The sequence below is a fragment of the Micromonospora sp. DT81.3 genome (assembly GCF_049847225.1).
Classification (GTDB): domain Bacteria; phylum Actinomycetota; class Actinomycetes; order Actinomycetales; family Microbacteriaceae; genus Microbacterium.
Genome location: NZ_JBNCNY010000003.1, coordinates 290,571 through 316,352, shown reverse-complemented (window position 1 = coordinate 316,352; position 25,782 = coordinate 290,571). Strand labels below are relative to the sequence as shown.

The following is a 25,782-nucleotide window of genomic DNA, read 5'->3' as shown; positions in this document are numbered from 1 at the left end:
GGTCCGATGCCGGGACGCCACCAGCCTACCGGAGGCGTCTGGACGCCATCCCCAGCCGCTGCCGCGACGCGCGGCCGTGCGCCGGAACGACGCGCCGTTAGGCTGAGGGGGTGGTGAAGTGGTTCTGGCAGCGCCGCCCGGAGGGGCGAACGCTGTCCCTGCGTTCACGGGGAGATGCCGGAGACGCGCGACGCGTGGACTTCGAGGAACTCGCGCCGGAAGTCGACACGTTCCTCGGTCAGGCGGCGTATCTCCAGCTCGGCTACTTCGAGACGCTCACGCGACTGATCCGGGCGACGCCGGAGCTGGCCGAGAAGGAGGCGCTCTCCCGTGCGGCGGGAGCGGCGCTGACCAAGCATCGGGAACTGGTCGAGCTGATCCGGGAACGCGGCGGGGAGCCGACCGAGGTGATGCTGCCCTTCCGGGAGCAGCTCGACGCCTTCCGCCGCAAGACCATCGGCAAGCGGCCGCGGGAGACGATGCTCTCGGTGCATGTCACCGCCGGCATGCTGGATGACTTCTACCTCGCGCTCGCGTCGAGCTATGCGGACACGGGGCGCCGCGTCGCGCGCATCCTGAAGGCCGACGATGACCGCCAGTCGATCGTGGAGATCATCCAGGCCACGATCGAGAGCGATGAGGAGTGGCGCTCGCTGCTGTCGCTGTGGGGGCGTCGCCTCGTCGGCGACACGCTCCTCGTGGCACGAGCCGCGCTGCGGCCGACGACCCTCGGCGCGGCCGACGAGAAGCGCGTCGAGCCGGTGTTCACCGAGCTGATGGCCGCGCACGCCCGCCGCATGGACGCCATGGGCCTCGCGGCGTAGCCGCGGTCGGGCGCAGCGGCGTAGCCGCGGTCGGGCGCAGCGGCGTAGCGCGAGCGGGCGCAGCGGCGTAGCCGCGGTCAGACGCGGCGTGATCAGGCGATGCCGAGGCGCGTGCGCTCGCGGGTGTCGTGGGCGATGCGCGAGCGGCTGAGAATGCTCACGGCGACGTAGGTCACCACGATCGGCGCCAGGATGGACGCCGCCCACAGCCACGGGTTGTCCTCGGCGAGACCCGCCCACTGCAGGACGGTGTAGAGCACCCCGGCGGTGGCTGCGCCGATCGCGGGGGCCAGCACCACACCGCGAGTGGAGCGGTGAGGCAGCACGAAGTGCAGCACCATCCCGGCGACGGCGCCGGCGATCAGCGCGAGCAGGATCAGCACGTCAGGCCACGAACCCCACGCGGCGCGACTCCTCGCTGCCGATCTCGATGTAGGCAAGGCCCGCCGTGGGGACGACGTACTGGTTGCCCTTGACGTCGGTGAAGGTCAGATGCGTCGATCCGGAATCCAGCGCGCTGGCGACGGACTTCTTCAAGCTGTCCGCCGATTCGGAAGTGTCGAAGCTCAGCTCGCGACCGGTGTTGGTGATGCCGATGCGGATCTCCACGGGATGACTGCCTTTCGTAGCGCGCGCCCCACCCGGGGCGACACGGCAACTCTACGACACCGCCGGTGAGGCCTCGGCCGTGTCGGCAACGCTGAGGGCGAACGCTCTCCGGCCTGTCCGAGGAGCGGTGTCGGAGCGCGCAGGTAGCGTTGAAGGCATGACTTCCCAGGGCGCTCGCGTGGCTCGGCAGAGCACCCTGGATGCCGCACAGCGGGCGGTTGTGGAGCTGCCGGCCGATGCGTCCGCCGTTGTGGTCGGTGCTCCGGGAACGGGCAAGACCACGACGCTCGTGGCACGGGTGGAGCGACTGCTGGACGAGCAGCTCGAACCGGAGGAGGTGCTGGTGCTGACGCCGTCGCGGCAGAGCGCCACCGACCTCCGCGACGTGCTGGCACTGGCGGCGGGCACGGCGACGCCCGGTTCTCTCGCGCGCTCCGTGGCGTCCTTCGCCTTCCACGTGGTGCGCGCGTCGGAGGTCCATGCGGGCGCCGAGCCGCCGCAGCTGCTGACCGGCGCCGACGAGGACCAGATCGTGCAGGACCTGCTCGAGGGCGACGACCTGGATGCCGCGGCCGGGCACAGCCGGTGGCCAGAGTGGGTGGGCACCGGCATCCGCTCGTCCAAGGCGTTCCGCAGCGAGGTGCGGGCGTTCATGGCGGAGTGCGCCGCGCTCGGCATCGAGCCGCCGACCCTTGCTGCGCTGGGGTCGGCTCAGGACCGAGCGGTGTGGGTGTCGATGGCTTCCTTCATGGCGGAGTATCAGCGGGTGCGCACCGCCATGCGCGGCGCCCACCGCGACCCCGCGGGGCTGGTTCGCGAGGCCGCGGCGATCCTCCGCACGGCCGAGCCTGGGGCCGCATCGCTCGGGCAGCTGTCCCGACTGCGAGCCGTGCTCGTCGATGACGCGCAGGAACTGACGCTCGGTGGTGTCCAGCTGCTCGAGGCGTGTCGTGGGCGCGGAATCGCCGTGATGGCGTTCGGCGACCCGGATGTCGGCTCTGGAGCGTTCCGCGGGGCGGCGCCCGAGCACTTCGCCCGGCTCGCCGCGGTGCTCGGCGAGACGCACGTCGTGGCGGCGCCCCATCGCGGCACGCCGGCCCAGGCCGATCTCGTGCGCCGCGTGACCCAGCGCATCGGCGCGGCTGGGATCGTCGCGCATCGCACGCCGCCGGAGGGGCACCGCGCCAGCGAGCCGGGGGTGTGGGGCGGAGCCCCACAGGGGCAGCGCGCCAGCGAGCCGGGGGTGTGGGGCGGAGCCCCACAGGGGCAGCGCCTTACCGATGACCCGTCGGTGCGGGCGGTCATCGCGAGATCCGCCTCGGAGGAGTTCGACCTCATCGCCCGGCTGCTCCGCGAACGGCATGTGCACGACGGAGTCGCGTGGGATTCCTGCGCCGTGATCGCGCATGACACGCGACAGGTCGCAGCCCTCGAGGCCGAGCTCGCGGCACGCGAGGTGCCGGCCAGGGCCAGCGGACCGGGGCGTGCTCTCGGTACGCGCGCGCCGGTGCGCGACATCCTGCACCTCATCACCCTGGCGACCAGTGAACCCGCATCGTGGACGGCCGCCGACGTCGATGACGCCCTCACGGGCGCCTTCGGCGGCCTCGATCCGGTGAGCCTTCGACGGCTGCGCACCACCCTCCGTCATGCGGAGGTCGCGCAGGGCGGCGAGAGGTCCGCGCGGGAGCTGCTGCGGTCGGCGCTGGCGAATCCGCTGGAGTTCGCCCTGATCGACACGCGGGAGGCTCGGCGAGGAGGGCGGGTGGGCGACGGGCTCGCCCGCGTCCGGGAACAGCTGGGACGCGGGGCCACTGTCCACGACCTGCTGTGGACGGCGTGGGAATCGAGTGGACTGGAGCGGGCGTGGGGAGCCGCGGCCCGCGGCACGGGTCCACTGGCAGAGCAGGCCAATCGTGATCTCGACGCGCTCGTCGCTCTGTTCCAGGCAGCGAAGCGCTTCGTCGAGCGCGAGCCCGGCGAAGAGGCGATGGTGTTCGTGCGCCGACTGCTCGACTCCGATGTCGCCGACGACTCGCTGACCGCACCGCCGCCGCGGTCCACGGTGCGCGTGCTGACACCCGCCGCGGCGCTCGGCGCCGAGTTCGACACCGTTGTGGTTGCCGGCGTGCAGGAGGGCGTCTGGCCCAACGTGCGCCTGCGTGGCGGACTGCTCGAGACATGGCGGCTGGGCGACGCACTGGCGTCCCCCGACTCGACGGCGCCCGACGTGCTCGACCGGCGACGCACGGTGATGCACGACGAGCTGCGGCTGTTCGTGCGTGCCGTCTCGCGTGCACGCAACCGCGTCGTGGTGACGGCGGTCGATGACGATGACACGGGGCCGAGCGTGCTGTTCGAATTCCTCCCCGAGCCGGAGCGGGGCGCGAAGGGGAAGGAGCATCCGCTCTCGTTGCGCGGTCTCGTCGCCCAGCACCGGCGGGCCCTCACCGATCCGGGGGCGTCGGCGGGCGCGAGACGTGCGGCTCCTTCGCAGCTGGCTCTGCTGGCGGATGCCGGCACCGCAGGGGCCGATCCGGTGGAGTGGTACGGAGTCGCTCCCGCCACCACCACGGCTCCGCTCCGCGACATCGTGCAGGAGGGGGTCCGCGTGTCGCCGTCGCGACTGCACGCCCTCGAGGAGTGCGAGCTCAACTGGGTGATCGCCGACCTGGGCGGTGACACGCGAGGAGGTCCCGTCGCGGGTCTGGGCGTTCTGCTGCACAGTGCGATGGAGACCGCCGATGGCATCGACCAGGAGAGTCTCTGGAAGGTCGTCGAGGCGCGGTGGGGCGAGCTCGAGTTCGACGCGGCATGGCGCGAGCGCCAGTCGCTCACGAAGGCGCGCGATCTGGTGCGCCGCCTGCACGTGTATCTTCGCGAGTTCGAGGCGGCGGGCGGCTCGCTGATCGGCGCCGAGCCGCACTTCGAGATCCCGCTGCCGTTCGACCCCGCTGCCGGGGAGGACGGCGGGCCGGGCATTATCGTCAGCGGGTACATCGACCGGGTCGAGCTGAGCGGCGCCGGCCATGTCGTGATCGTCGATCTCAAGACGGGCAAGAGCGAGCCGCAGACCGATGCCAAGGTCGCCGACAACCCGCAGCTCGCCGCGTACCAGCTCGCCTTCGAATCCGGGCTGATCACGGGGACCGACGGTCGTCCGACCGGGGGCGCGAAACTGCTCGTCCTGGTGCCGTCATCCAGCAAGGCGGATTTCGTGACGCCCACCCAGCAGCCGTTCGACGACGAGCGTCGCGCCGCCTTCCTCGCACGCGTCCGAGCCGCAGCGTCGACGATGGCGGGCGTTTCGTTCACCGCACCCTACGAGGACCACTGCCGCAAGGACCACTCCTACGGCCTGTGCCGCATCCACACCGTGCGCGCGGTGAGCGCGTCGTGACCCGCGCTCTCAGTGCCGGGGTGATCAGCGCTGCCCTCGGACAGTTCCCGCCGACGCCCGAACAGGCGGCGGTCATCGAGTCCGAATCGGCGCCCGCCCTCGTGGTGGCGGGTGCCGGCAGCGGCAAGACCGAGACGATGGCCGGTCGCGTGGTGTGGCTCGTGGCGAACGGCATCGTGCGCCGAGACGAGGTGCTGGGTCTCACCTTCACTCGCAAGGCGGCGGGAGAGCTCGCCGAGCGCATCCAGCACCGCCTGGCTCGTCTCGCGGAATTCGAGGCGCGGGGGCTGCTGCCGGCTCTTCCCTCATTGCACGCGAGCGGCGAGCTGGCGCCGTTCTTCGATCTGCAGCGGCAGGAGGAAGAGGAGAAGGATGCCGCGGCGCGGGCCGGGCGCGACATCCGCGCGGTGGAGCTGCGCTTCGCCGAGCGCCGTCGGTCGAGACTGGACGACCTCGCGGCGCGGGCCGGCGCGCCGTCCGCCGCGCCGTCGGGTGCCGACGACCTGCTGCTGCGCCCCACGGTCGCGACGTACAACAGCTTCGCCGATCAGATCGTGCGGGAGAACGCGGTGCTCCTCGGGCGGGATGCGGAGGCCGCGATCCTGTCCGAATCAGCGGCATGGCTGAAGATGCGCAAGGTGGTGCTCGCGTCCGATGATCCGCGCCTGGAATCCCGCACCGAGGCGCTCAGCACGCTGATCGACGGCGCGCTCCGCATCGCTCGCGACGCGGTCGACAACCTGGCGGAGCTCGACGACATCGCCGCCTTTCCGGAGTCGTTCGCGGACGTGCTTGATCGCCCGTCGACGTCGGCGCGCGTGAGTGTCTACGCGGACATCGCCACGGCCGCATCGAAGGTCGAAGGACTGTCCGTGCTCGCGGATCTCGCGCGTGCCTACAACAGCGAGAAGCGCAGGCTCGGCGTGCTGGACTACTCCGACCAGGTGGCGGGCGCCCTGGGAGTCGTTCGATCCCACCCGGCGGTCGGCGAGGAGCTGCGCAGTCGCTACCGGGTCGTGCTCCTCGATGAGTACCAGGACACCTCGGTCGCGCAGACCGATCTTCTGGCGGCGCTCTTCCACGACACCGCCGTGATGGCCGTCGGCGACCCGCACCAGTCCATCTATGGGTGGCGCGGGGCGAGCGCCGGCAACCTCGGGGGCTTCGCCGCAGCGTTCGCGCCCGCGGGCGGCTCCCGCGAGTTCGCGCTGATGACGAGCTGGCGCAACAGCCGCGTGGTGCTCGACGCCGCCAACGCCGTGCTGCAGCCCCTGGCGGCCACCAGCCCCGTGCCGGTGCGCGAACTGCGGCCGCGTCCCGGTGCTCCGGAGGGAGCCCTCGAGATCATCTTCGAGGCCGACCTCGACGCTGAGGCAGACCGTGTCGCCGCGTGGTTCGCCTCGGTGCGCCGGGATCGGGCCGCCGCCGGGCGTTCGACCACCGGCGCCGTGCTGTTCCGCAGCAAAAGGCACATGGTGCGGTTGAGGGAGGCGCTGTCGGCGGCCGAGATCCCGAGCCGGATCCTCGGCCTCGGCGGCCTGCTCACGACGCCGGAGGTGGTGGATGTCGTCAGCGCGCTGCGCGTCCTGCAGGATCCGGCCGCGGGCTCGGCGCTGATCCGCCTGCTGTCGGGGCCGCGATGGGCGATCGGACTCGCCGACCTGCGCACACTTTCGGCACTGGCCGAGCGCATCGCCCGCCATGACTTCGCCTTGCAGCCCCTCGCGCCGGAGGTGGCGGCGCGCATGCGGTCATCGGCGGGCGATGAGCAGGGATCCCTCATCGAGGCGCTGGATTTCGTTCGTCGGCACCCCGACGACCATGGATGGCTCACCGGATTCACGCCCGAGGCGCGTGAACGCCTGCGTGAGGCCGGCGCAGTGATCGCCGGCCTGCGGGCGTCGGTCGGGCTTCCCATCCCGGAGCTGGTGCGCCTCATCGAGCTCGAGCTGCGTCTGGACATCGAACTGGCGGCCAATGAGATGACCGGCTCCGCACGTGTCGCATCCGCTCAGCTTCGCGCCTTCGTCGACGAGGTGCACGCCTTCCTCGCCACCGACGAGTCCGGATCCATCGCAAGCCTGCTCGCATGGCTCGACCACGCCGAGCAGCTCGACGAGTTCGCGCCCCGCACCGAACCGCCCGAGGACGATGTCGTGCAGCTGCTCACCATCCACGGCTCGAAGGGCCTCGAATGGGACGCCGTCGCCGTCGTGCGCGTGGTCGAGGGCGAACTGCCGTCGGCGCCGCGGGACACCAAGGGGTGGCTCGGATTCGGCGTGCTTCCCAACTCCTTCCGGGGGGACGCGCCATGGCTGCCCGAATTCGCCTGGAGTCGGGAGGATGCGCCGACTCAGCAGGATCTGAAGCAGAACCTGACGGCGTTCGTGGATGCCAACCGGGCGCGGCAGCGCGAGGAGGAGCGCCGTCTGGCGTATGTGGCGGTGACGCGCGCCAAGGATCACCTGCTGATCTCCGGCTCCAGCTGGGCCGGCAACAAGGAGTCGCGGGACCCGGCGCCGTACTTCGATGAGATCACCCGGGCCATCGGCCGGGAGGGCTTCAAGATCACGGCGGGCGAGAACCCCTACGTCGGGCGGCGTCGGCTGCTGGAGTGGCCCTTCGACGCGCTCGGCAGCCGTCGGCGCGCCGTGGAGGCGGCGGCCTCTGCGGTGCAGAGCGCGATCGCGGCGCCCCGGGGAGAGCCTTCGGCCGACGTGGCGCTTCTTCTCGCCGAGCGGGAGGCCCTCCGGCATCCGGTCGCACCCGACGCCCCGACCCGCATTCCGGCGTCGCGATTCAAGGACTACGTGACCGACTTCGCCGGCACGACGGCGTCGATCGCCCGGCCGATGCCCGAGCGTCCCTACCGCCAGACGCGCCTCGGCACCCTGTTCCACGCCTGGGTGGAGCATCGTTCAGGAGTCGTGGGAACAGCCGCCGCGCCGGATGATCCACTGTGGGAGCTCGACGACGACGAGTTCGTCGACGACGCGGCGGCCACGGATGCCTCGGCTGAGGATGCCGCCGAACTCGCGCGACTGCGAGAGATCTTCGAGCGATCCGAATGGGCGCCGCTTGCTCCCCTCGAGGTCGAGACCGAGATCGACTTCGTGCTGAACGCCGGATCGGACGGTGCCCGTGTCGTGATCTGCAAACTCGACGCGGTCTACCGGCGGGAGGACCGCGGCGGGCGCATCGAGATCGTGGATTGGAAGACCGGCCGGCCGCCGCGGACGGCGGCCGAGAGGGAGGAGCGGATGCTGCAGCTCGCCCTGTACCGGCTGGCCTATCACCGAGCGCGCGGGGTGCCGCTGGAAGACATCGACGTAGCGCTGTACTACGTGGGCGATGACCTCGTCGTACGCGGCGATCGGATCTACTCGGAGCCCGAACTCGCCCAGCGGTGGATCGCGGCCCGGGCCGCCCGCTCGGCTTCGACCTCTTCGTCGTCGCCGTTGCCATCGGCGTCGGAGGAGTGAGTCTTGGCATCGATCCACGCCGAGATGTCGATCGGCGCCGTTGACACGTCCTCATCGGGGGCGGGTCGACCGGTGACCCCGGACCGAGCGCCCGCGGAATGCTCCCGCTCGCTCGCGCTGAAGAGGGAGATCATCTCGGGGTCGTAGGCGTCGGTCTGCATCGACGTGTCGACATCGCTCGCAGCGGCGGGCTCCGGAACGCTGGCGAGCAGGGCGATCGCGTCGTCGACGCCGCCGGACGTCGCCGCTCCGGGGTCGAGGAGCGAGTCGGCACCCACGCCGTCGGCCAGGGCGTCCAGCAGCGCGGTGGCGTCATCCACGACGTCGGGCCGGTGTGCGTCTGAGCCGTGCACCAGCCACTGCGCGAACTCGAGCTCGGCGTACAGGCGCGCCCGGGTCTGCACGAAGGCATCGGGGGAGCGGTGCGCTGCGGCGGAGTAGGCGGCGTAGATGTCGTCCGAAGCCTCTGGAGCCGAGGCCAGCCAGCGCAGATCCACCGCGGGGTCGCCGACGGAGAGGCCATGCCAGTCCAGCACGCCGGTGACGGCGGGTCCCATGTCGGTGTCCTGGTAGAGGAACGAGGAGGCGGCCGCGCCGCCGAGGGTGACCGTGGACTCGAAGCGCCACAGTGCGTCGGCCTCGACGGCGTCGCGCCAGCGGACGGTGAGGCGCACCGGCAGCCGGCCCGTCGCGCCCGCCCGGTCGATCACCGTGCGGACGTCATCCCGAGCCTCTTCGGGAGTTCGCTGAGGGAGCCCCTCGGCGCGGACGACGGAGTGGGGGAGCGCGTGCAGGGATGCAAGGGCGTAGCCGATGGATGTCGCTGCCCCCTCACCCGGAGGAATGTGGGCGGCGTCGATGTGGAACCCGGGCAGCATGTCGCAGACGAGCGCACGTGCGTCGCCCAGGCCCGCCTCCCCGAGAAGTCGAGGGGCGCGGAAGCCAAGCAGCTCCCGCACGCCGGGTGTCAGGGCGCGCAGTGCGAGGGCCTCGGCGGCGAGCTCGCGGGCTGCCGTCGCATCGACCGGGGCACGCACGATGACGCTCGTCCCGTCGGCGAGCGAGACCACGGCCGAATCACAGCGCCCGGCTCCACCGGACGTCAGCGAGCCCACACCGGAGACCGATGCTCCGGGCACTGCCGACGTGACCGACGCGGCTAAAGTGAGGAGTGAGCGTGCCATGCCTTCAGGGTAGGTCGGTCGCGGGGAAGAGCCTCCGCGCCACGCCCGTGAGAGAGGGAGTCGATGACAGTGCCCCCCGATCCGGTCTCTCCTCCGCTGGCACGCGCGGATCTCGATCGCCGAGGCGACGAGCGGGAGACCGAGGGCCTTCTGTCATCGGCGCAGGCGGATGCCGGCAGCCGCGTCCTGGTCCTGCGAGGGGATGCCGCGCCGCTCGCGGATGCGGACGGATCGGCTATGCGGTACTCGTCCCCGGACGCCGTGGCACCGGGCGGCGAGTGGGCGTTCCTCGGACGCGACGCCGACGGCGCCGCTATGCTGCTGGCCGCCTTTCCCCGCGATGCCGATGAGCCGGTGGAAGCCCCGCACGGCTGGGGCGCGCTGCGCGCGGTCGGCGGCGGGCTGCCGGACTTCGACGCGGGCGTCTTCGTCGAGGGGCTGAGCCTCGGGCGATGGCTTCTCGACGCCCCGTTCTGTCCCGCCTGCGGCACGCGCACCGAGACCATCAAGGCCGGCTGGAGCCGCCGGTGTCCCGCCTGCGGGCGCGAGCACTTCCCCCGCACGGACCCCGCGGTGATCGTCGCGATCGGCAGCGAGGACGGGGATCGACTGCTCCTGGGATCGAACGCCCTCTGGGGCGGGAACCGCTTCTCCTGCTTCGCGGGCTTCGTCGAAGCCGGCGAGTCTCTCGAGGCCACCGTCTCGCGCGAGATCCACGAAGAGGCGGGAGTGCGCGTGCGCGCAATCCGCTATCACGGTTCCCAGGCGTGGCCGTATCCTCGTTCGCTGATGGTCGGCTTCCATGCGACGGCGGTGGATGACGCCGAGGCGGAAGCCGATGGAGCTGAGATCCTGCAGGTGCGCTGGTTCACGCGGGCGGAGATCGGCGACGCGCTCGAGGGCAGGAGCGAGATCGCTCTGCCGGGACCGGCATCCATCGCTCGCAGCCTCATCGCGTCGTGGCACGCGGGGGCGGCGTGATCGATCTTGCGCTGCAGGGCCTCGATGAACGGCAGCTCGAGGCGGTGACGGCGCTGCGCGGACCCGTCTGCGTGCTGGCCGGTGCGGGCACCGGGAAGACCCGCGTCATCACGCACCGCATCGCGCATGGCGTGGACACGGGGGCCTACTCGCCTGGCCGCGTGATGGCCGTCACCTTCACCTCGAAGGCCGCCGGTGAGATGCGGGGACGCCTTCGCAACCTCGGGGTGGAGGGCGTCGCGGCTCGTACCTTCCACTCCGCGGCGCTCGCGCAGCTCAACTACTTCTGGCCGACGCTGGCGGGCGACACGGCGCCGAAGATCGTCGACAACAAGGTGCGTCTGCTCGCACACGCGGCCGATGGCATCGGCCTCAACCTCGACACGCCGACCCTGCGCGACGTCGCGTCGGAGATCGAGTGGCGCAAGGTCACCATGCGCAGCATCGAGCAGTACGCCGCGCTCGAACGTGGCGTCGGCCGCATCGGCCCTGCGGTGGTGGTCAGCCTGCAGACCGCGTACGAGAAGCTCAAGGACGAACGCCGCCAGCTCGACTTCGAAGATGTGCTGCTCGCGTGCGCCGGGATGCTCGAAGCCGAACCGCGCGTCGCCCACGCCGTGCACGAGCAGTACCGGCACTTCACGGTCGATGAGTTCCAGGACGTCTCGCCTTTGCAGCACCGGCTGCTGGAGCTGTGGGTGGGCGACCGTCGGGACGTCTGCGTCGTCGGCGACGCCAGCCAGACGATCTATTCGTTCGCGGGCGCGGACGCCCGCTTCCTGCTGGAGTTCGCGAGCCGGCACGAGGATGCGCGGATCGTGCGGCTCGAGACGAACTACCGGTCGGATGCCGCGGTGCTCGCGGTGGCGAACGAGCTGATGCGGGGCCGGCCGGGGGCTCTGGAACTGCATGCGGCGAAGGGCGAAGCGTCATCGCCCACGCCGACGGTCACCGCATTCGACGATGACCGCGACGAGGCCGATGGGGTGGCTCAGGCGATTCAGACCCAGCTCGCCACGGGGATCCCCGGCGAGCACATCGCGGTGCTGTACCGCTCGCATGGGCAGTCCGCCGTGCTGCAGCAGGCGCTGGCCGCACGGGGGGTCGCGGCAACGGTGCTCGGCGGCAAGCGCTTCTTCGACATGCCCGAGATACGGCAAGCCGTCATGGCGCTGCGCGGGGCATCCGTCGCCCCCGTCGAGACCTCGTTCCTGGCTGCGGTGCGGGACGTGCTGCGTTCGCTCGGCCTCGCCGAGGACCCGCCACCGGCCGGCGGCGCGCTGCGCGATGCCTGGGAGGCGCGGATGGCCCTGCTCCGTCTGGCCGAGGCGGCGCCTCCGGATACCGACCTGCGAACCTTCACCGACATGCTGATGGCGCGAGCCCGCGACCAGCACGAACCGGAGCTGCGGACCGTGACGCTCTCGACGCTGCACGCGGCGAAAGGCCTCGAGTGGCGGCACGTGCACATCGTCGGGTTCGCCGAGGGGCTGCTGCCGATCTCGTACGCCTCCACCTTCGAGGCGGTCGACGAGGAGCGTCGGCTCGCCTACGTCGGCATCACGCGTGCCGCGCGAACCCTCTCGCTGTCGTGGTCGCGGGGCCAAGGGCGGTCGGCGCGAAATCCCTCTCGCTTCCTTGCAGAGATCGGCACCCGCACTCTGCGTGCGGCCGGTGCGTCGTCCATACCCGTCGTGCGGAAGCAGCGCTCAGAGTCACCGACCGCTGCGGCTGGTCCGGAGCGGTCGCGCCCGCGCGCATGAGGCGAGCCGCGAGGCCTCCGGCTTCCGCGGCGAGCGACATGGGAACCGTGGCGACACGGCGACCGATCAGCTGAGCCGCGAGCATCGGCCAGTCCGGGTCGGCATCGCGACGATGTGCGTGCGCGCATGCGAGGCATGCCGTGACGCCGGGCTGAACGTACGGGCCGATGGTCGCCTGGCCGCCGGAGAACACCAACGGCAGGTGGTGGATGTCGTCCCGCGTGAGGGCGGCCGCCGAGCGCGGCTCGACGATGTGCTGGGCGATCAGCAGCACGGGCAGCCCCGGCCGGGGCTGTTCGTCCGCCGCGACATCGTGCGGCGTGATCCCCGCGCTCTGCAACGACTGCCGGATCGCCTCGCGCACGTCCCGGTCGACGTCGCGATCGGCACGTACGGCCACGGCAAGGGGAGGTGCGCCGACCGCGTCGCGGGCCAGCAGCACGCGGTCGAGGGTGGCGACGAAGTCGCGCACCTCTCGATCGGGAACCCCGAAGGCGTCGGCCAGGTCGAGAAGTGCCGTGTCGGGGATGCCCCGATCCAGTTCGGTGAGGAGGCGCTGCTGCCACGGCGTCGGGTCATCGACCACGGCGACGGGCTGGATGCCGAACTGCAGGGATGCCGGCCCGCGCCAGAGGGTGGGGTAGGCGGGATCGAGGCGCAGCACCGTGGTCATGGGGCCGAGTCTGGCGCGCCTCCGATGGCCCCGGCGGTTCTCCACAGCGTCCAGACCGCTTTGCCGCGGCCTACGTCACCTGGGGAGGAGACGATGCGAACACCATCTTCGGAGAATGTCGCGGACTTCGGGCATCCAGGCCCAGATGAGCCGAAGTTGATTACATCTTCCGAAGTTGGTGGCACCGGCGAAGCCCGGGGTCCCATGGCGGGGCCCGACGACGAGAACACCGTCCTCGGAGCATGTCGCCGATTTCGGGCGTCCTGGGCGAGATGAGCCGAACTTGGTCACATCTTCCGAAGTTGGTGGCACCGGCGAAGCCCGGGGTCCGATGCCAGGGCCGACAACGAGCGTGGCCTACACCGGCCGGGGATCCTCCGGCCCGGCATCCGACTGTGGCGCATCGCCGTGGTCCGGCCCGGCATCCGCCGCCGGCGCATCGCCACCGTCCTCGGCGCCACCGTCCTCGGCGCCACCGCCCCCGGCACCACCGGAATCACCGGGCGCGTCGTCCTCGCCGGCCAGCAGCCGGGCAAGGGCGTCGTCCATCTCGTCCTGCACGGGCTCCTCGCCGCGCGCTCGCGCCTGCAGGCGCGCGATGAGGCCCGACGGATCGTCGATGTCCGTCGCCATCGGCATGAGGTCCGGGTAGTCCCACAGTGCGTCCCGGGCGCCGATGCCGACGGCATCCGTGACCGCCCGCCACATGGCCGCCGCTTCGCGAAGCCTGCGCGGACGCAGCTGAAGGCCCACGAGCGCGCCGAGCGCCTGCTCCGCGGGACCGCCGACCGCGCGACGACGCCGGGCGGTCTCGCCGATGCGGTCGGCGTCCGGCAGCCGCGACGTGGCGTCGGTCGTGACGACGTCGACCCATCCCTCGATCGTCGCCAGGAGGTTCTCAAGGCGATCGAGGGCCACCTTCTGCGCGTCGGACTGGCGGGGGAGCAGCACGCCGCTCTCGAGCGCCTGGCGCAGCTCGTCGGGTTCGCTGGGGTCGAACCTCGAAGCCAGCTCTTCGAGGGCATCCGTGTCGACGTGAATGCCGCGGGCATACTCCGTGACCTGCGAGATGACATGCAGCCGCAGCCACTTCGCGTGCCGGAAGAGGCGCGCGTGCGCGAGCTCGCGGGCCGCGATGAAGAGCGCGAGCTGGTCGTCCGGGATGTCGAGTCCGCGCCCGATCTCGGCGAAGTTCTGGGGGAGTATGGCCGCCTCGCCCGAGGGCATGACGGGGATGCCCACGTCGCCGCCGCTGACCACCTCGGTGGAGAGCCGGCCGACCACGTGACCGAGCTGCGTGGCGAACAGCGACCCGCCGACGTTGCGCATCAGGCGGCCGGCGCCCTCGACGACGCCCTTGAGCTCTTCCGGCGCCTGCTGCTCCAGGGCCGCCGTGAGCGCGTCGGCGATGCTGTTGGCGACGGGCTCGGCGAGCTCCTGCCACACGGGAAGAGTCTCCTCCACCCACTGGCCGCGTGTCATGGCGCGGGGTGGAGACGCGAGCTCGGCGATCTCCGTCGCCTCGCTCAGCCAGAGCCCGGCGAGCACGAACGCCTGGTCGAGGTCGGTGCGCTGGCCGGACGTGACGCTCAGGCCGTCCTGGTTCGCGATGTGGAGCGCCTGCCGCTTGGTGAGGTCCCACGAGATCCCACCGGTGCCGCTGCCAGCGAAGGCGCTCTGCAGGTGCTGCATGACCGTCGCCATCATCGCGGGGTCGATGTCCATGCCGGACAGCTTGGACAGCTGCTCCGCGTCGAGGTTCCCTCCCGCCGCGCCGAACAGCTGACGCATCAGCTCCTGGAACTCCTCTTCGGGAGTCCGGTCATCGTCTGCCACTTCAGCCGCCTTTCAGCCGCGTATCACCGTCGGCCTCTACGCTAGTCGCACGAGTCGTCGCACTCGCCGGCGGCGAACCCCTCGCCTTACGCCGGTCGCGAACGACCAGCCGGGAAGGTATCGCGTGGTGCTGATCGATGAGACCGTGGCCGTCGTGCCGGCGCCCAAGAAGCGGCTGCCCCGCGGCACGATCGTCGGTCTCTGGGCGCTCACGGTGGCGCTCGTCGTGCTGCTCATCATCACGTTCCTGCCCACGTCCTACGTGATCCAGCGCCCCGGACCCGTATACAACACGCTGGGCACGGCGACCGCCGCCGACGGGACCCAGGTGCCGCTCATCTCGGTCGAGGGTGCCGAGACGTTCGAGACCTCCGGCAGCCTGGATCTGACGACCGTCCAGGTGGTCGGCAACCGCGAGCGGACTCCGTCGTGGTTCGAACTGGCCAGCGCCTGGTTCGACCCCTCCAAGGCGGTCGTGCCCCTGGCATCGGTGTTTCCCGAAGGCCAGTCCAGCGATGAGCGCAACGAGCAGAACGCGACGCTGATGGTGGATTCGCAGCAGGAGGCCACGGCCGCCGCGCTCACCGAACTCGGCTACGACGTGGAATCGTCCGTGCGGGTCGTGGAGCTCGTCGAAGGATCCCCGGCCGAGGGGGTGCTCGAGCCGGACGATGTCATCGTCTCTGCCAACGGGACGCCCGTGGCCGACGCCGAGACCCTTCGCGAGATCATCCGCGCCGGCGAAGGCCAGCCGGTGGAGCTGAACATCCGTCGCGGCGGCTCCGACGAAACGGTGACGATCACCCCGGAGAGCCGCGAGATCGACGGCGAGGACACGTGGATCATCGGCGTCACACTCATCCACGACTACGAGTTCCCCATCGACGTCACGATCCAGCTCGACAACGTCGGCGGTCCGAGCGCCGGCATGATGTTCGCCCTCGGCATCGTCGACACGCTGACTCCTGAGGAGCTCACCGGGGGCGAGAACGTCGCCGGCACCGGCACGATCGACGCCGAAGGCACGGTCGGCCCGATCGGCGGCATCCGCCAGAAGCTCTACGGGGCTCGCGCCGCGGGCGCCGACTTCTTCCTGGCGCCGGAGAGCAACTGCGACGAGGTCGTGGGGCACATCCCGAACGGTCTGAGGGTGTTCGCGACGGGCACTCTCGAAGAGTCCATGACGGCCCTGGACGCCATCGCGGATGGCGGAGATGTGGCGGATCTTCCCACCTGCACGGGCGCGGCAAGCTGACGGCTGCCGCTCGGCTTACCCTCAGATCCGCCCGCCTAGGATGGTCAGGTGACCACGACGTCGGCTCCTCGCCCCGCCACCCCCAACCGCTCCAGACGAATCATCTCGATCTCCCTCGTGGTGATCGCAGCCCTGGTGATCGGGTTCTTCGTGTTCGCAAGCCTGTTCGCCGACTGGCTGTGGTTCGAGCAGCTCGGCTTCGAATCGGTCCTCGTCACCCAGTGGGTGGCGCGCGTGACGATGTTCCTCGTCGGCTTCATCGGAATGGCCCTCCCCGTCTGGCTGTCCATTCAGCTCGCCTACCGGCTGCGCCCGGTGTACGCGCGCCTCAGCTCCCAGCTGGACCGCTACCAGGAGGTGGTGGAACCGCTCCGCCGGCTCGCGATGTGGGGGATCCCGATCTTCTTCGGCCTTTTCGCCGGCTTCGCCTCGTCGTCCCAGTGGGAGACCACCTGGCTCTGGTTCAACGGCGTCGCCACCGACGTGCGCGACCCGCAGTTCCAGCTCGACACCGGCTTCTACCTGTTCGCGATGCCCTTCTACTCGGCCGTTCTCGGATTCGCATCCGCCGTGCTGCTGCTCTGCCTGCTGGTGACGGCCGTCGTCTCCTACCTCTACGGGTCGGTCCGCATCGGCCAGCGCGAGCTGCGCATCTCCAAGGGCGCCCGCATCCAGGTCGCCGTCATCGCGGGTCTCTACCTGCTCGTTCAGGGCGCGAGCCTCTGGCTGGACAGGTACAAGACCCTCGTCGACCCGGGCGAGCGCATCACCGGCCCCGGCTACACCGGCGTCAACGCCGTCATCCCGGGTCTCACGATCCTCTCGATCGTCGCCGTTCTGGTCGCCATCCTGTTCTTCGTGACCGCCATCATCGGCCGGTGGCGGTACCCCCTGATCGCGACCGCGCTGCTCATCGTGTCGGCCATCGTCGTCGGCGTCGGCTACCCGTGGATCGTGAACACCTTCCAGGTGCAGCCGAACCAGTTCGCGCTCGAGAAGGACTACTACCAGCGCGGCATCGACATGACGCAGCAGGCCTACGGCATCGACGGTCTCGAGAAGAGCGACTTCCAGGCGGTGACCGACGTGGGCCCGAACCAGTTGCGGGCGGATGCCGCGACCACGGCGCAGATCCGCATCATGGACCCGACCGTGATCAGCCCGACGGTGCGGCAGCTCGAGCAGTACCGCTCGTACTACCAGTTCCAGGACCCGCTGGATGTCGACCGCTACAACATCGACGGAGTGTCGCAGGACACCGTCACGTCGGTGCGCGAGCTCAACATGGATCAGCTGGGCGCCGCTGCCTCCTGGCAGAACACGACGCTCGTGTACACGCACGGCTACGGCGTCGTCGCGGCGAAGGGCAATGACCGCACCACGGACGGCGATCCCGTCTTCCTCGAGCGCGGCATCCCCGCCGCGGGGTTCCTCTCCGACCAGGAGGACTTCGAGCCGCGTGTGTACTTCGGCGAGTACTCGCCGGAGTACTCGATCGTCGGCGCCCCCGAGGGCACGGCCCCCGTCGAGCTGGACTACCCCTCAGGCGAGGACGGCGCGAGCGAGACCAAGACGACGTTCGAGGGCGACGGCGGCCCCAGCATCGGCAGCGTCTTCAACCGCCTCATCTACGCCCTGCGCTTCCAGTCGGAGCAGATCCTGTTCTCGGACTACGTGAACGAGGACTCGCAGATCCTCTACGACCGCGACCCCAGCGTGCGTGTGCAGAAGGCGGCGCCCTACCTCGAGATCGACAGCGACCCGTATCCGAGCGTCGTCGACGGCCGCGTCGTCTGGATCATCGACGGCTACACCCTGAGCGCCAACTACCCGTACTCGACGACGGTGAGCCTGCAGCAGGCCATCTCCGACTCGAACACGACGGCCCAGCGCTTCGCCCTCGACAACATCAACTACATCCGCAACTCGGTGAAGGCCACCGTCGACGCCTACGACGGCTCGGTGACGCTGTACGCGTGGGATGCCGAGGACCCGATGCTGCAGGCGTGGCAGAACGTCTACCCGACGACGGTCAAGCCGATCAGCGAGATGTCCGGCGACCTGATGAGCCACGTGCGCTACCCGACCGATCTGTTCAAGGTGCAGCGGTACGCGCTCGGTGTGTACCACGTCGACGACGCGCAGTCCTTCTACCAGCGGGACAACGCGTGGCAGACGCCCAACGACCCGCAGCTCGAGACGCAGCTGCAGCCGCCGTACTACCTGACCATGCAGATGCCCGGTCAGGATGCGCCGACCTACTCGATGTTCACGAGCTTCATCCCGTCGTCCGAGGGGACGGCGTCGAGGAACGTGCTGATGGGCTATCTCGCCGTCGACTCGAACGCCGGAAGCGAAGCGGGCGTTCGAAGTCCGGACTACGGGAAGCTGCGGATGCTGGTGGTCGACGCCGACACGACGATCCCCGGTCCCGGGCAGGTGCAGAACACGTTCAACGCCGACCCGATCATCTCCTCGCAGATCAACCTGCTGAAGCAGGGGCAGTCCGAGGTGCTGAACGGCAATCTGCTCACCCTTCCCGTCGGCGGCGGTCTGCTCTACGTGCAGCCGGTGTTCGTGCAGGCATCCAGCGGCACGCAGCTCCCGCAGCTGCAGAAGGTGCTGGTCGCATTCGGCAACGAGGTGGCCTTCGAGGACACGCTGAACGAGGCCCTCGACGCCCTGTTCGGAGGCGACTCCGGCGCGGACACCGGTGATGCGGACGTGCCGACGACGCCCGACCTCATCCCCGATCCGGAGGCTCCGGCTCCCGAGCCGACCGAACCGGCGGACCCTGACGCACCGGAGGTCCCGTCCGGTGACCCGCGCGAGGCCGCTCTGCAGGAGGCCCAGGAGGCGCTCGTCGCCCGCGAGGCCGCTCTGCAGGCCGGCGACTGGGCCGCCTACGGCGCGGCGGACGAACGGCTCACGGCGGCCATCGAGACGCTTCTCGAGCTCGAAGGCCAGTAAGCGTGCGCGGGCTCGTCTTCCATGCCGTCGGTGACGTGCGCATGGAGGACGTGCCCGACGCGCGTCTGGTGGAGCCGACGGATGCCGTCGTGCAGACCGTCGCCGCGTGCGTGTGCGGCAGCGACCTGTGGTGGTACCGCGACGCCTCCACTAAGGCGGCGGGCTCGCGGTGCGGCCATGAGCTGATCGGCACCGTGACGGAGGTCGGCGCGGAGGTGCGCGACATCCGCCCCGGCGACTTCGTGATCGTGCCGTTCTGCTACTCGTGCGGGTTCTGCCCGGAGTGCCGTGCCGGCGTCACGAGCGCCTGCCGCAACGGGGGAGCCATCGGCGGCGCAAACGGCGACGGCGGCCAGGGCGAGGCGGTGCGCGTGCCGTGGGCCGACGGCTCGCTCAAGGTCGTGCCCGGCGGGCGCCCTGCAGACGACGGTGTGCTGGCATCGCTCCTGACGCTGTCGGACGTCTTTCCGACAGGCCACCACGCCGCCGTCGCGGCCGGGGTCCGCCCGGGATCCACCGTGGCCGTGGTCGGCGACGGGGCGGTCGGCCTTCTCGGCGTCCTCGCCGCCGCGCGTCTCGGCGCCGACCGCATCATCGCCCTCAGCCGCCACCCCGACCGCCAGGCGCTCGCCCGGCGCTTCGGCGCGACGGACATCGTCGCGGAGCGCGGACGTGAGGCCACCGCCGCCGTGCGCGAGCTCACCGACGGTGTCGGCGCGGACGCCGTGCTGGAGTGCGTCGGACTCGACGAGGCCATGCAGACCGCCTTCCGCATCGCTCGGGCGGGGGCGGATGTCGGCTACGTCGGCGTTCCGCACGGGGTGCAGGTGCCGGTCGGCTACAACTTCTCGCGCAACATCGGACTTCGCGGTGGCGTGGCTCCGGTGCGCACCTACCTCGATGAACTGCTGCCCGAGGTGCTGGAGGGAGCCGTCGAGCCGGGACTCGTCTTCGATCTGCGGCTGCCCTTCGAGCGATTCGCCGACGGCTACGCCGCGATGACGGAGCGCCGTGCGATCAAGGCCTGGGCGGTCGCCGGTTGATGGCGGCCCCCTGACCGTCTCCCGCCCTCAGCTCGTCAGGATCCAGAACCAGATCAGGAGCAGCGTGACGCCGAAGCCGGCGAGCTGATTGATCCAGAGGAACCTCTTCCAGCCGCGCGTGGCCTCGGCCGCCGTTTCGTCCGTCACGTGCCGGAACGGCCACACCGCCAGCAGGTACGGCACGACGAGCAGCGCCGCGAGCGGACCGGGCCAGGCGGTCGCCAGCATCGCGACCCCCGCGAGTGCGTAGCAGACCAGCGCGAACCGGACCGTCCATGCCGGTCCGCGAGCGGTGGCGATCGAAGCGATCCCCGCTTCCCGATCCGCAGCGACATCCTGCACCGCACCGAAGGCGTGCGAGGCCACCCCCCACAGGGCGAAGGCGACGATGATCGCCAGCAGCTGCGGCGTCCAGACAGCCCCCGCCAGCACCAGTCCATAGACCGCGGGGGAGAAGAAGTGGATGCTGCTCGTGACCGAATCGGCGAACGGCACCTCCTTCAGGCGCAGCGGCGGCGCGGAGTAGAAGACGACGAAGAACATGCTGGCGGCCAGCACGATCCACGACTGCCAGCTGCCGATCACCGCCAGGTAGATGAGGAAGGGGATGCACAGAACGGCGGCGGCGGTGAGGGTGATCGGGTGCATCCGGCGATCGAGCACGGCGCCGTGCGCGCCGCCCTTGCGGGGATTGCGCAGGTCGGATTCGTAGTCGAACACGTCGTTGATCCCGTACATCGCGAGGTTGTAGGGGATCAGGAAGAACAGCGTGCCGATGATCAGCGGAGCATCGATCTGCCGCGTCGTCAGAAGGTAGGCGGCGGCGAAGGGGTACGCGGTGTTGATCCAGCTGACGGGTCGCGACGACACGAAGAGCGTCCGCAGGACGGATGCCGCTCCCAGGCGTTCCGCGGCGCTCACGCCGTCGCTCCGTCGGCGGTCGCGGGGGTGCGCGGCGCGAGGAGCGTGAAGACCGCGGGAACGAGGAACGCCGCGCACAGCGCATACGTGAAGTCCTCGATCGGTGCCAGTCCGATGCGCAGTCCGCTGAGATGCTGCTCCGGGTAGGTGAACAGGCCCGCCGCGATCATGACGTTGTCGAAGATCGCCGTCAGTGCGATCAGCGCCACCGACGCGATTCCGGACGCCGCCATTCGACGGCCGAAACCCGGGTGGCGGAGCGTGCTGAGCGCGACGAACGCCGTGACGGCGAGGAACGGGAGCGTGATGACGGTGTAGGTCATGCCGTCTCCGCCGCGGTGCGGGACCTGCGCCTGGCGAGCATCCGGATCGACGCGCTCCACAGCACGACCGCCAGATAGGAGAGGAACGCCAGGAACAGGGGCTCCTCGAGCGGAAGCTCGGGGGCGAGCAGGATGCCGATGAAGATCGGGCTGTCTCCCTTCACGAACACGCCCGTGGCGATGCCCACGGCATCCCACACGAGGAAGAAGGCCGTGCCGATGCCGACCGCCGCGGCCGTGCGGCCCGGTACGGCGAAGGCCGCCAGGCGGAAGCGCCAGTCGAGCGTGGCGATCCCCGCCGCGGACACGAGGATCGCGAGCAGATACAGTCCGGGCATCACACGCCCAAGGCTACGGGCTCGGGCAGCGGGCCCGCGCTCCGGTCGCCTCGGAGCCGTTTGATCACGAGTTCCGCGCTGATGAGGCACATCGGCAGGCCGATTCCCGGCAGTGCCGATGAGCCGGCGTAATACAGCCCGTCCACCTTTTTCGATACGTTCCGTGGCCGGAAGACGGCGCTCTGGCGCAGCGTGTGCGAGAGACCCAGGGCGTTGCCCCGCCATGCGTGGAGGTCCGAGTGGAAGTCGGCCGGTGCGATGGTGCGGCGCTCGACGATGCGGTCGGCGAGGTCCGGGATGCGGCACCAGTCGGAGATCTGCGCGAGGACGCGGTCGGCCGCCGCCTCGACCGCCGCGTCGCCGTCGCCGTCGACGCCGCCATGGCCGAGCGAGGTGTCGGCGGGAACGGGCACCAGCACGAAGAGGTTCTCGTGCCCGGCCGGCGCGACGCCGGTGTCGGTCGCGCTCGGGCGGCAGATGTAGACGGACGCCGGATCGGGCACGCGGGGGCTCGCGCCGAAGATGTCGTCGAAGTTCGACCGCCAGTCCTCGGCGAAGAGCAGGGTGTGATGGGTGAGCTGGGGAAGCTCGCCCTCGACACCGAGCAGCAGCAGCAGAGCGCCGGGACTCGGCTCGCGCTTGGCCCACCACTCCTCGGGGTAGGACTGCAACGCTCGGGGGAGCAGCGACGTCTCGGTGTGGTGGAGCTCGGCCGCCGAGACGACGATGTCCGCCGACAGCACGCGCCCGTCGGTCAGCCGCACGCCCGTCGCCTTCGCCTTCGATGCGGGCTTGGACGCGCCGGCATCCGAGGAACCCGCCTCGGTCGTGATCTGCGCGACCTCCGCCCGGGTCTGGATGCGCACGCCCCGTTCCGTGGCCAGGCGGGCGATGGCCTGAATGATGCTGGTGAATCCGCCGCGGGGGTAGAGCACGCCCTCGTCGAGGTCGAGGTGACTCATCAGGTGGTAAAGGCTCGGCACGCCGTACGGCGAACCGCCGAGGAACACCGCGGGATAGCCGAGCACCTGGCGCAGACGCGGGTCGGCGAAGCGCTTGTCGATGTAGCCGGCGAGGCTCCGCGTCAACAGGGGCGCGAGCTGCGGCATCCGCTTCAGCATCTCGGGGCTGCGCAGCGCCGCGGTGCTCTCGTAGGAGTCGTAGAGGAAGCGGGTCACGGAGAGGTCGTACGCGTCGGCGGCCGAGTCCAGGTAGGCATCGAGCTTCGCGCCGGCGCCTTCCTCGACGCCCTCGAAGAGCGCTCGCGCCTGGGCGCGGCCCGACACGATCTCGAGCGGCTCGGGGTGATTCTGCGTGTACACACGGTAAGCGGGAACGAGCGGAACGAGGTCGAGCTGCTCCTCGGCGGTCGTGCCCAGCATGCGGAAGAAGTGGTCGAACACCTCGGGCATCAGGTACCAGCTGGGGCCGGTGTCCCACCGGAAGCCACCGCTCTCCCAAGAACCTGCCCGACCGCCGAGCTCATCGCGCGCCTCGAGCACGGTGACCTCGTGCCCTTCGTCCGCGAGCAGCGCCGCCGTGGCGAGCCCGGCGATCCCGCCGCCGATCACGATCGCGGTGCTCATGCGCGCTCCTCCTGGTGGCCCCGGCTTGCTGACGCCGGCGCGTGATGGGGCTCCGCCGCAAACCCCCGGCTCGCTCGGGAGGCCCGTGGAGCCCGGCCGGCGACGGCCCTGGCGGCGAGTGCGAGCTTGACGGGATCGGGCACGCGTACACGTCCTTCTGTGTCGTTGCGTCGGAGGCGGGACGAGAGTTCGGCGAAGAGGTCGTGCGCCGCGGTGACCGCCCGACGGCAATCCTTCGGCAGGTCGGGAATGACGGCGGCCGCCGCCGCGAGGTCGGCGTCGATGCGATCGAGCACATCCGCGCGGGTGATGGTCGTGCCGTCGATGGCGAGGTAGTCGCGGCCGAGTGCGCCGGCATCGTGCTGCCGGTCGCGCAGGAAGTTCACGTCCTGGAATGCGGCGCCCAGCCGTCGTGCGCCCTCGACCAGGTGCGGAGCCGGCGCCGGTGGCGGTTTCTGTCCCACGCCGACGAAGGAGCGAAGGCACATCAGCCCCACGACCTCGGCCGAGCCGTACACGTAGTCGTCGTGCGAGGCGCTGTCGTGCGATGTCACGGTGAGGTCGGTGCGCATCGACGCGAAGAACGGGGCGATCAGGTCCGCCTCGATTCCCGACGCGCGCGCGGTTCGCGCGAAGGCGTGCACGATCAGGTTGGCGCTGAAACCGCGGTCGATCGCGGCCAGGGTCTCCGTCTCGAGCTCATCCAGCACGGCATGCGCCTGCGCATTCGACATCCCGGACTCCTCGCCCGGCCCGTCCACGATCTCGTCGGCGATGCGGACAAGGGCGTAGATGTTGCGGACATGCGGGCGCACGCGCGGGCCGAGCAGCATCGCGGCCATGCCGAACGACGTCGAGTAGCGGCGGATGACCTCGCCCGCCGCCGCGTCAGCGGTGCGGTCGTACAGCGCGAGCCCGGTCGAGTCCGGCTTCACGGGATGCGCCCCTCGACGGCGTGGGCGAGCTCGCGCAGCATGCGCCGCGCCTCGTCGGGAAGCCGGGCGGCATCGACGATGGCCTGCGCCTCGTCGATCGTCTGACGCACCATGTCCTGCAGGCGTCGCCGCGCCCCTGTTCCCTCCAGCGCGTCCTGCGCGCGCCGCAGCGCGATCGGCCCGGTGTGGGCGAGCGCCAGCGCGCCCTGCACATCCGTCCACGACCCCGTGTCCCTGGCGAAGGCGATGAGAGGGGTCTTCTTCGCCTCGCGCAGGTCGGCGCCCTCGGGCTTGCCGGCCTGTGCGTCGGTTCCGAATGCGCCGATGAGGTCGTCCACGAGCTGATACGCGAGACCGAGGCGGGCGCCGAAGCGCCGCAGCACGGCATCCGTCTCATCGTCCGCGCCGGCGAGCGTCGCGCCCGCGCGCAGGGGAGCGCAGAAGGAGTACACGGCTGTCTTGTCGTGGGTGGCGGCGAGGATCGCATCGGGCGCGCCGTCGAGGATCGCATGCTCGACGTCGGCGAGCTCGCCCGCCGCCGAGACCACGACCGCATCATCCAGCTGATCGAGCAGGCGTCGTCGCGTGTGCTCGTCTGCCTCGGCCAGCGCGATCATCCGCTGGGCGGCGTGCAGCAGCAGGTCGCCGGCGAGGATGCCGGCGGTGTCGCCGAGCAGCTCGGAACCGGCGGCATCCGCTCCGTGCTCGACGGCGCGGGCACGGAACTCGCCCGAGATGTTCGGGATGCCGCGGCGTACGGTGTCGCGGTCGATGACGTCGTCGTGGGCCACGAGGGCGGTGTGGAGCAGTTCGTACGAGGCCGCGACGGGATAGAGGGCGGGCGTCGTCGCCGGGTCGCCGCCCAGCGCCCTGAAGGTGGAGACCACCAGCGCCGGTCGCCAGCGCTTGCCCCCGCGGATGGCGCGGCGCATGGCCTTGGCGAGAGCGTCGAAAGCCGCGCCGCGGCCCGCCATCCGCCGATCGATGTCCGAGAGCGCGCGCTCGAGTTCGCGGTTCAGCTGCTCTTCCGCGTCCGCGGCCAGGGGTGTCATGAGGCGCGTCGTTGAACGAGCGGATCCGCGATGTTGAAGAGGTGCAGCTGTTCGGCCTGGAGCACGAGCCAGGGGCTGAAGGCCCACGGCGTTCCCGACAGCGACGACGCCAGGTCGGCGGGGTGGACCCACCGCGCTTCGGCGACCTCGAGCGGGTTGAGGCGCAGCTCGTCATACGTGCGCGCGGTGTAGACGGGGCAGACCTCGTGCTCCACGATGCCGCTGGCATCCACTGCGCGATAGCGGAAGAGGGGGAGCGCGAGCTGGATGTCGGTGAGGGTGATGCCCAGCTCGTACTCGGCACGGCGGTGCACGGCCTGCAGCACCGGCTCGGCCGGGCGAGGGTGGCCGCAGAACGAGTTGCTCCACACGCCGGGCCAGGTGGTCTTGCCCAGCGCGCGGCGGGTCACCAGGACGCGGCCCTCCTCGTCCATGACGTGGCACGAGAACGCGAGGTGAAGAGCCGTGTCCGTGCCGTGCACGCTGCTCTTCGGGGCGGTGCCGATCTCGCGGCCCTCGTCATCCAGAAGGACGACGTGATCGGTGTCGGTCATGAGTCCTCCATTTGCTAGTTTATCTAGCGATCTGTGTTCGTTGATGATACAAC

Annotated in this window: 19 protein-coding genes; 8 read left to right on the top strand and 11 right to left on the bottom strand. The window is 70.6% G+C overall.

Features of this window, described 5'->3' with window-relative positions; genetic code table 11:
- Nucleotides 1–110 precede the first annotated feature (110 nt).
- The gene (locus tag ACPW96_RS09255; RefSeq protein WP_425820188.1) at nucleotides 111–824 is read left to right on the top strand and encodes a ferritin-like fold-containing protein; all 714 of its coding nucleotides are present in this window, start codon (nucleotides 111–113) and stop codon (nucleotides 822–824) included.
- A gap of 92 nt (nucleotides 825–916) precedes the next feature.
- Here ACPW96_RS09255 and ACPW96_RS09250 read toward each other — a convergent pair whose 3' ends face one another.
- Both ACPW96_RS09250 and ACPW96_RS09245 read right to left on the bottom strand, forming a co-directional pair.
- Entirely contained in the window at nucleotides 917–1,207 is a 291-nt protein-coding gene (locus tag ACPW96_RS09250) for a hypothetical protein (RefSeq protein WP_425820189.1), read from the bottom strand.
- 1 nt (nucleotide 1,208) lies between these two features.
- Entirely contained in the window at nucleotides 1,209–1,433 is a 225-nt protein-coding gene (locus ACPW96_RS09245) for a DUF3107 domain-containing protein (RefSeq protein ID WP_425820190.1), read from the bottom strand.
- 157 nt (nucleotides 1,434–1,590) lie between these two features.
- On the opposite strand from ACPW96_RS09245, the gene ACPW96_RS09240 reads away from it, so the two are divergent.
- Nucleotides 1,591–4,833 carry an ATP-dependent helicase gene (locus ACPW96_RS09240; RefSeq protein WP_425882824.1) on the top strand — a complete coding sequence of 1,081 codons (3,243 nt, stop codon included), beginning with the start codon at nucleotides 1,591–1,593 and terminating at the stop codon, nucleotides 4,831–4,833.
- On the top strand, nucleotides 4,830–8,315 hold the full coding sequence (locus ACPW96_RS09235) for a UvrD-helicase domain-containing protein (protein ID WP_425882823.1): 3,486 nt from the start codon (nucleotides 4,830–4,832) through the stop codon (nucleotides 8,313–8,315). The genes ACPW96_RS09240 and ACPW96_RS09235 overlap by 4 nt, the downstream gene beginning before the upstream one ends.
- Here ACPW96_RS09235 and ACPW96_RS09230 read toward each other — a convergent pair.
- A complete protein-coding gene (locus ACPW96_RS09230; RefSeq protein WP_425882822.1) occupies nucleotides 8,213–9,499 on the bottom strand; it encodes a phosphotransferase in 1,287 nt (428 codons plus the stop codon). The genes ACPW96_RS09235 and ACPW96_RS09230 overlap by 103 nt on opposite strands.
- 63 nt (nucleotides 9,500–9,562) lie before the next feature.
- Here ACPW96_RS09230 and nudC point away from each other — a divergent pair, with 63 nt between their 5' ends.
- Nucleotides 9,563–10,480 (top strand): NAD(+) diphosphatase, encoded by a 918-nt coding sequence (gene nudC, locus ACPW96_RS09225; RefSeq protein ID WP_425882821.1) that lies wholly within the window; start codon nucleotides 9,563–9,565, stop codon nucleotides 10,478–10,480.
- Nucleotides 10,459–12,243, top strand: a complete 1,785-nt coding sequence (locus ACPW96_RS09220; RefSeq protein ID WP_425882820.1) for an ATP-dependent helicase — start codon at nucleotides 10,459–10,461, stop codon at nucleotides 12,241–12,243. Before nudC ends, ACPW96_RS09220 begins: the two co-directional genes overlap by 22 nt.
- A gap of 1,030 nt (nucleotides 12,244–13,273) precedes the next feature.
- Here ACPW96_RS09220 and ACPW96_RS09215 read toward each other — a convergent pair.
- Complete coding sequence (locus tag ACPW96_RS09215; RefSeq protein ID WP_425882819.1) at nucleotides 13,274–14,752, bottom strand: zinc-dependent metalloprotease; 1,479 nt, start codon at nucleotides 14,750–14,752, stop codon at nucleotides 13,274–13,276.
- Nucleotides 14,753–14,879: 127 nt separating this feature from the next.
- On the opposite strand from ACPW96_RS09215, the gene ACPW96_RS09210 reads away from it, so the two are divergent.
- The 3 genes from ACPW96_RS09210 to ACPW96_RS09200 are packed head-to-tail and all read left to right on the top strand — an operon-like array spanning nucleotide 14,880 to nucleotide 20,020.
- Complete coding sequence (locus ACPW96_RS09210) at nucleotides 14,880–16,007, top strand: YlbL family protein (RefSeq protein ID WP_425882818.1); 1,128 nt, start codon at nucleotides 14,880–14,882, stop codon at nucleotides 16,005–16,007.
- A gap of 48 nt (nucleotides 16,008–16,055) precedes the next feature.
- Nucleotides 16,056–18,977 carry a UPF0182 family protein gene (locus ACPW96_RS09205; protein WP_425820198.1) on the top strand — a complete coding sequence of 974 codons (2,922 nt, stop codon included), beginning with the start codon at nucleotides 16,056–16,058 and terminating at the stop codon, nucleotides 18,975–18,977.
- A 2-nt stretch (nucleotides 18,978–18,979) separates the two neighbouring features.
- Nucleotides 18,980–20,020 carry a zinc-binding dehydrogenase gene (locus ACPW96_RS09200; protein ID WP_425882817.1) on the top strand — a complete coding sequence of 347 codons (1,041 nt, stop codon included), beginning with the start codon at nucleotides 18,980–18,982 and terminating at the stop codon, nucleotides 20,018–20,020.
- 27 nt (nucleotides 20,021–20,047) lie between these two features.
- On the opposite strand, the gene ACPW96_RS09195 is transcribed toward ACPW96_RS09200, so the two are convergent.
- From ACPW96_RS09195 to idi, 7 genes are read right to left on the bottom strand one after another with little or no spacing between them, the layout of a single operon-like run.
- The gene (locus ACPW96_RS09195; RefSeq protein WP_425882816.1) at nucleotides 20,048–20,941 is read right to left on the bottom strand and encodes a prenyltransferase; all 894 of its coding nucleotides are present in this window, start codon (nucleotides 20,939–20,941) and stop codon (nucleotides 20,048–20,050) included.
- Nucleotides 20,938–21,264 carry a lycopene cyclase domain-containing protein gene (locus ACPW96_RS09190; protein ID WP_425882815.1) on the bottom strand — a complete coding sequence of 109 codons (327 nt, stop codon included), beginning with the start codon at nucleotides 21,262–21,264 and terminating at the stop codon, nucleotides 20,938–20,940. The genes ACPW96_RS09195 and ACPW96_RS09190 overlap by 4 nt, the downstream gene beginning before the upstream one ends.
- Complete coding sequence (locus tag ACPW96_RS09185; RefSeq protein ID WP_425820574.1) at nucleotides 21,261–21,602, bottom strand: lycopene cyclase domain-containing protein; 342 nt, start codon at nucleotides 21,600–21,602, stop codon at nucleotides 21,261–21,263. Before ACPW96_RS09185 ends, ACPW96_RS09190 begins: the two co-directional genes overlap by 4 nt.
- Nucleotides 21,602–23,188 carry a phytoene desaturase family protein gene (crtI, locus tag ACPW96_RS09180; protein ID WP_425882814.1) on the bottom strand — a complete coding sequence of 529 codons (1,587 nt, stop codon included), beginning with the start codon at nucleotides 23,186–23,188 and terminating at the stop codon, nucleotides 21,602–21,604. The genes ACPW96_RS09185 and crtI overlap by 1 nt, the downstream gene beginning before the upstream one ends.
- On the bottom strand, nucleotides 23,185–24,123 hold the full coding sequence (locus ACPW96_RS09175; protein ID WP_425820203.1) for a phytoene/squalene synthase family protein: 939 nt from the start codon (nucleotides 24,121–24,123) through the stop codon (nucleotides 23,185–23,187). Before ACPW96_RS09175 ends, crtI begins: the two co-directional genes overlap by 4 nt.
- Nucleotides 24,120–25,175, bottom strand: coding sequence for a polyprenyl synthetase family protein (locus tag ACPW96_RS09170; RefSeq protein WP_425882813.1), 1,056 nt, complete (start codon nucleotides 25,173–25,175; stop codon nucleotides 24,120–24,122). Before ACPW96_RS09170 ends, ACPW96_RS09175 begins: the two co-directional genes overlap by 4 nt.
- Complete coding sequence (gene idi, locus ACPW96_RS09165) at nucleotides 25,172–25,729, bottom strand: isopentenyl-diphosphate Delta-isomerase (RefSeq protein ID WP_425820205.1); 558 nt, start codon at nucleotides 25,727–25,729, stop codon at nucleotides 25,172–25,174. The genes ACPW96_RS09170 and idi overlap by 4 nt, the downstream gene beginning before the upstream one ends.
- Between the last annotated feature and the right edge of the window lie 53 nt (nucleotides 25,730–25,782).

Coding starts and splice junctions, on each gene's coding strand:
- ACPW96_RS09240 (WP_425882824.1), top strand. CDS start 1,591: ATGACTTCCCAGGGCGCTCGCGTGGCTCGGCAGAGCACCCTGGATGCC.
- ACPW96_RS09230 (WP_425882822.1), bottom strand. CDS start 9,499: ATGGCACGCTCACTCCTCACTTTAGCCGCGTCGGTCACGTCGGCAGTG.
- nudC (WP_425882821.1), top strand. CDS start 9,563: ATGACAGTGCCCCCCGATCCGGTCTCTCCTCCGCTGGCACGCGCGGAT.
- ACPW96_RS09190 (WP_425882815.1), bottom strand. CDS start 21,264: ATGACCTACACCGTCATCACGCTCCCGTTCCTCGCCGTCACGGCGTTC.
- ACPW96_RS09185 (WP_425820574.1), bottom strand. CDS start 21,602: ATGCCCGGACTGTATCTGCTCGCGATCCTCGTGTCCGCGGCGGGGATC.
- crtI (WP_425882814.1), bottom strand. CDS start 23,188: ATGAGCACCGCGATCGTGATCGGCGGCGGGATCGCCGGGCTCGCCACG.
- ACPW96_RS09170 (WP_425882813.1), bottom strand. CDS start 25,175: ATGACACCCCTGGCCGCGGACGCGGAAGAGCAGCTGAACCGCGAACTC.
- idi (WP_425820205.1), bottom strand. CDS start 25,729: ATGACCGACACCGATCACGTCGTCCTTCTGGATGACGAGGGCCGCGAG.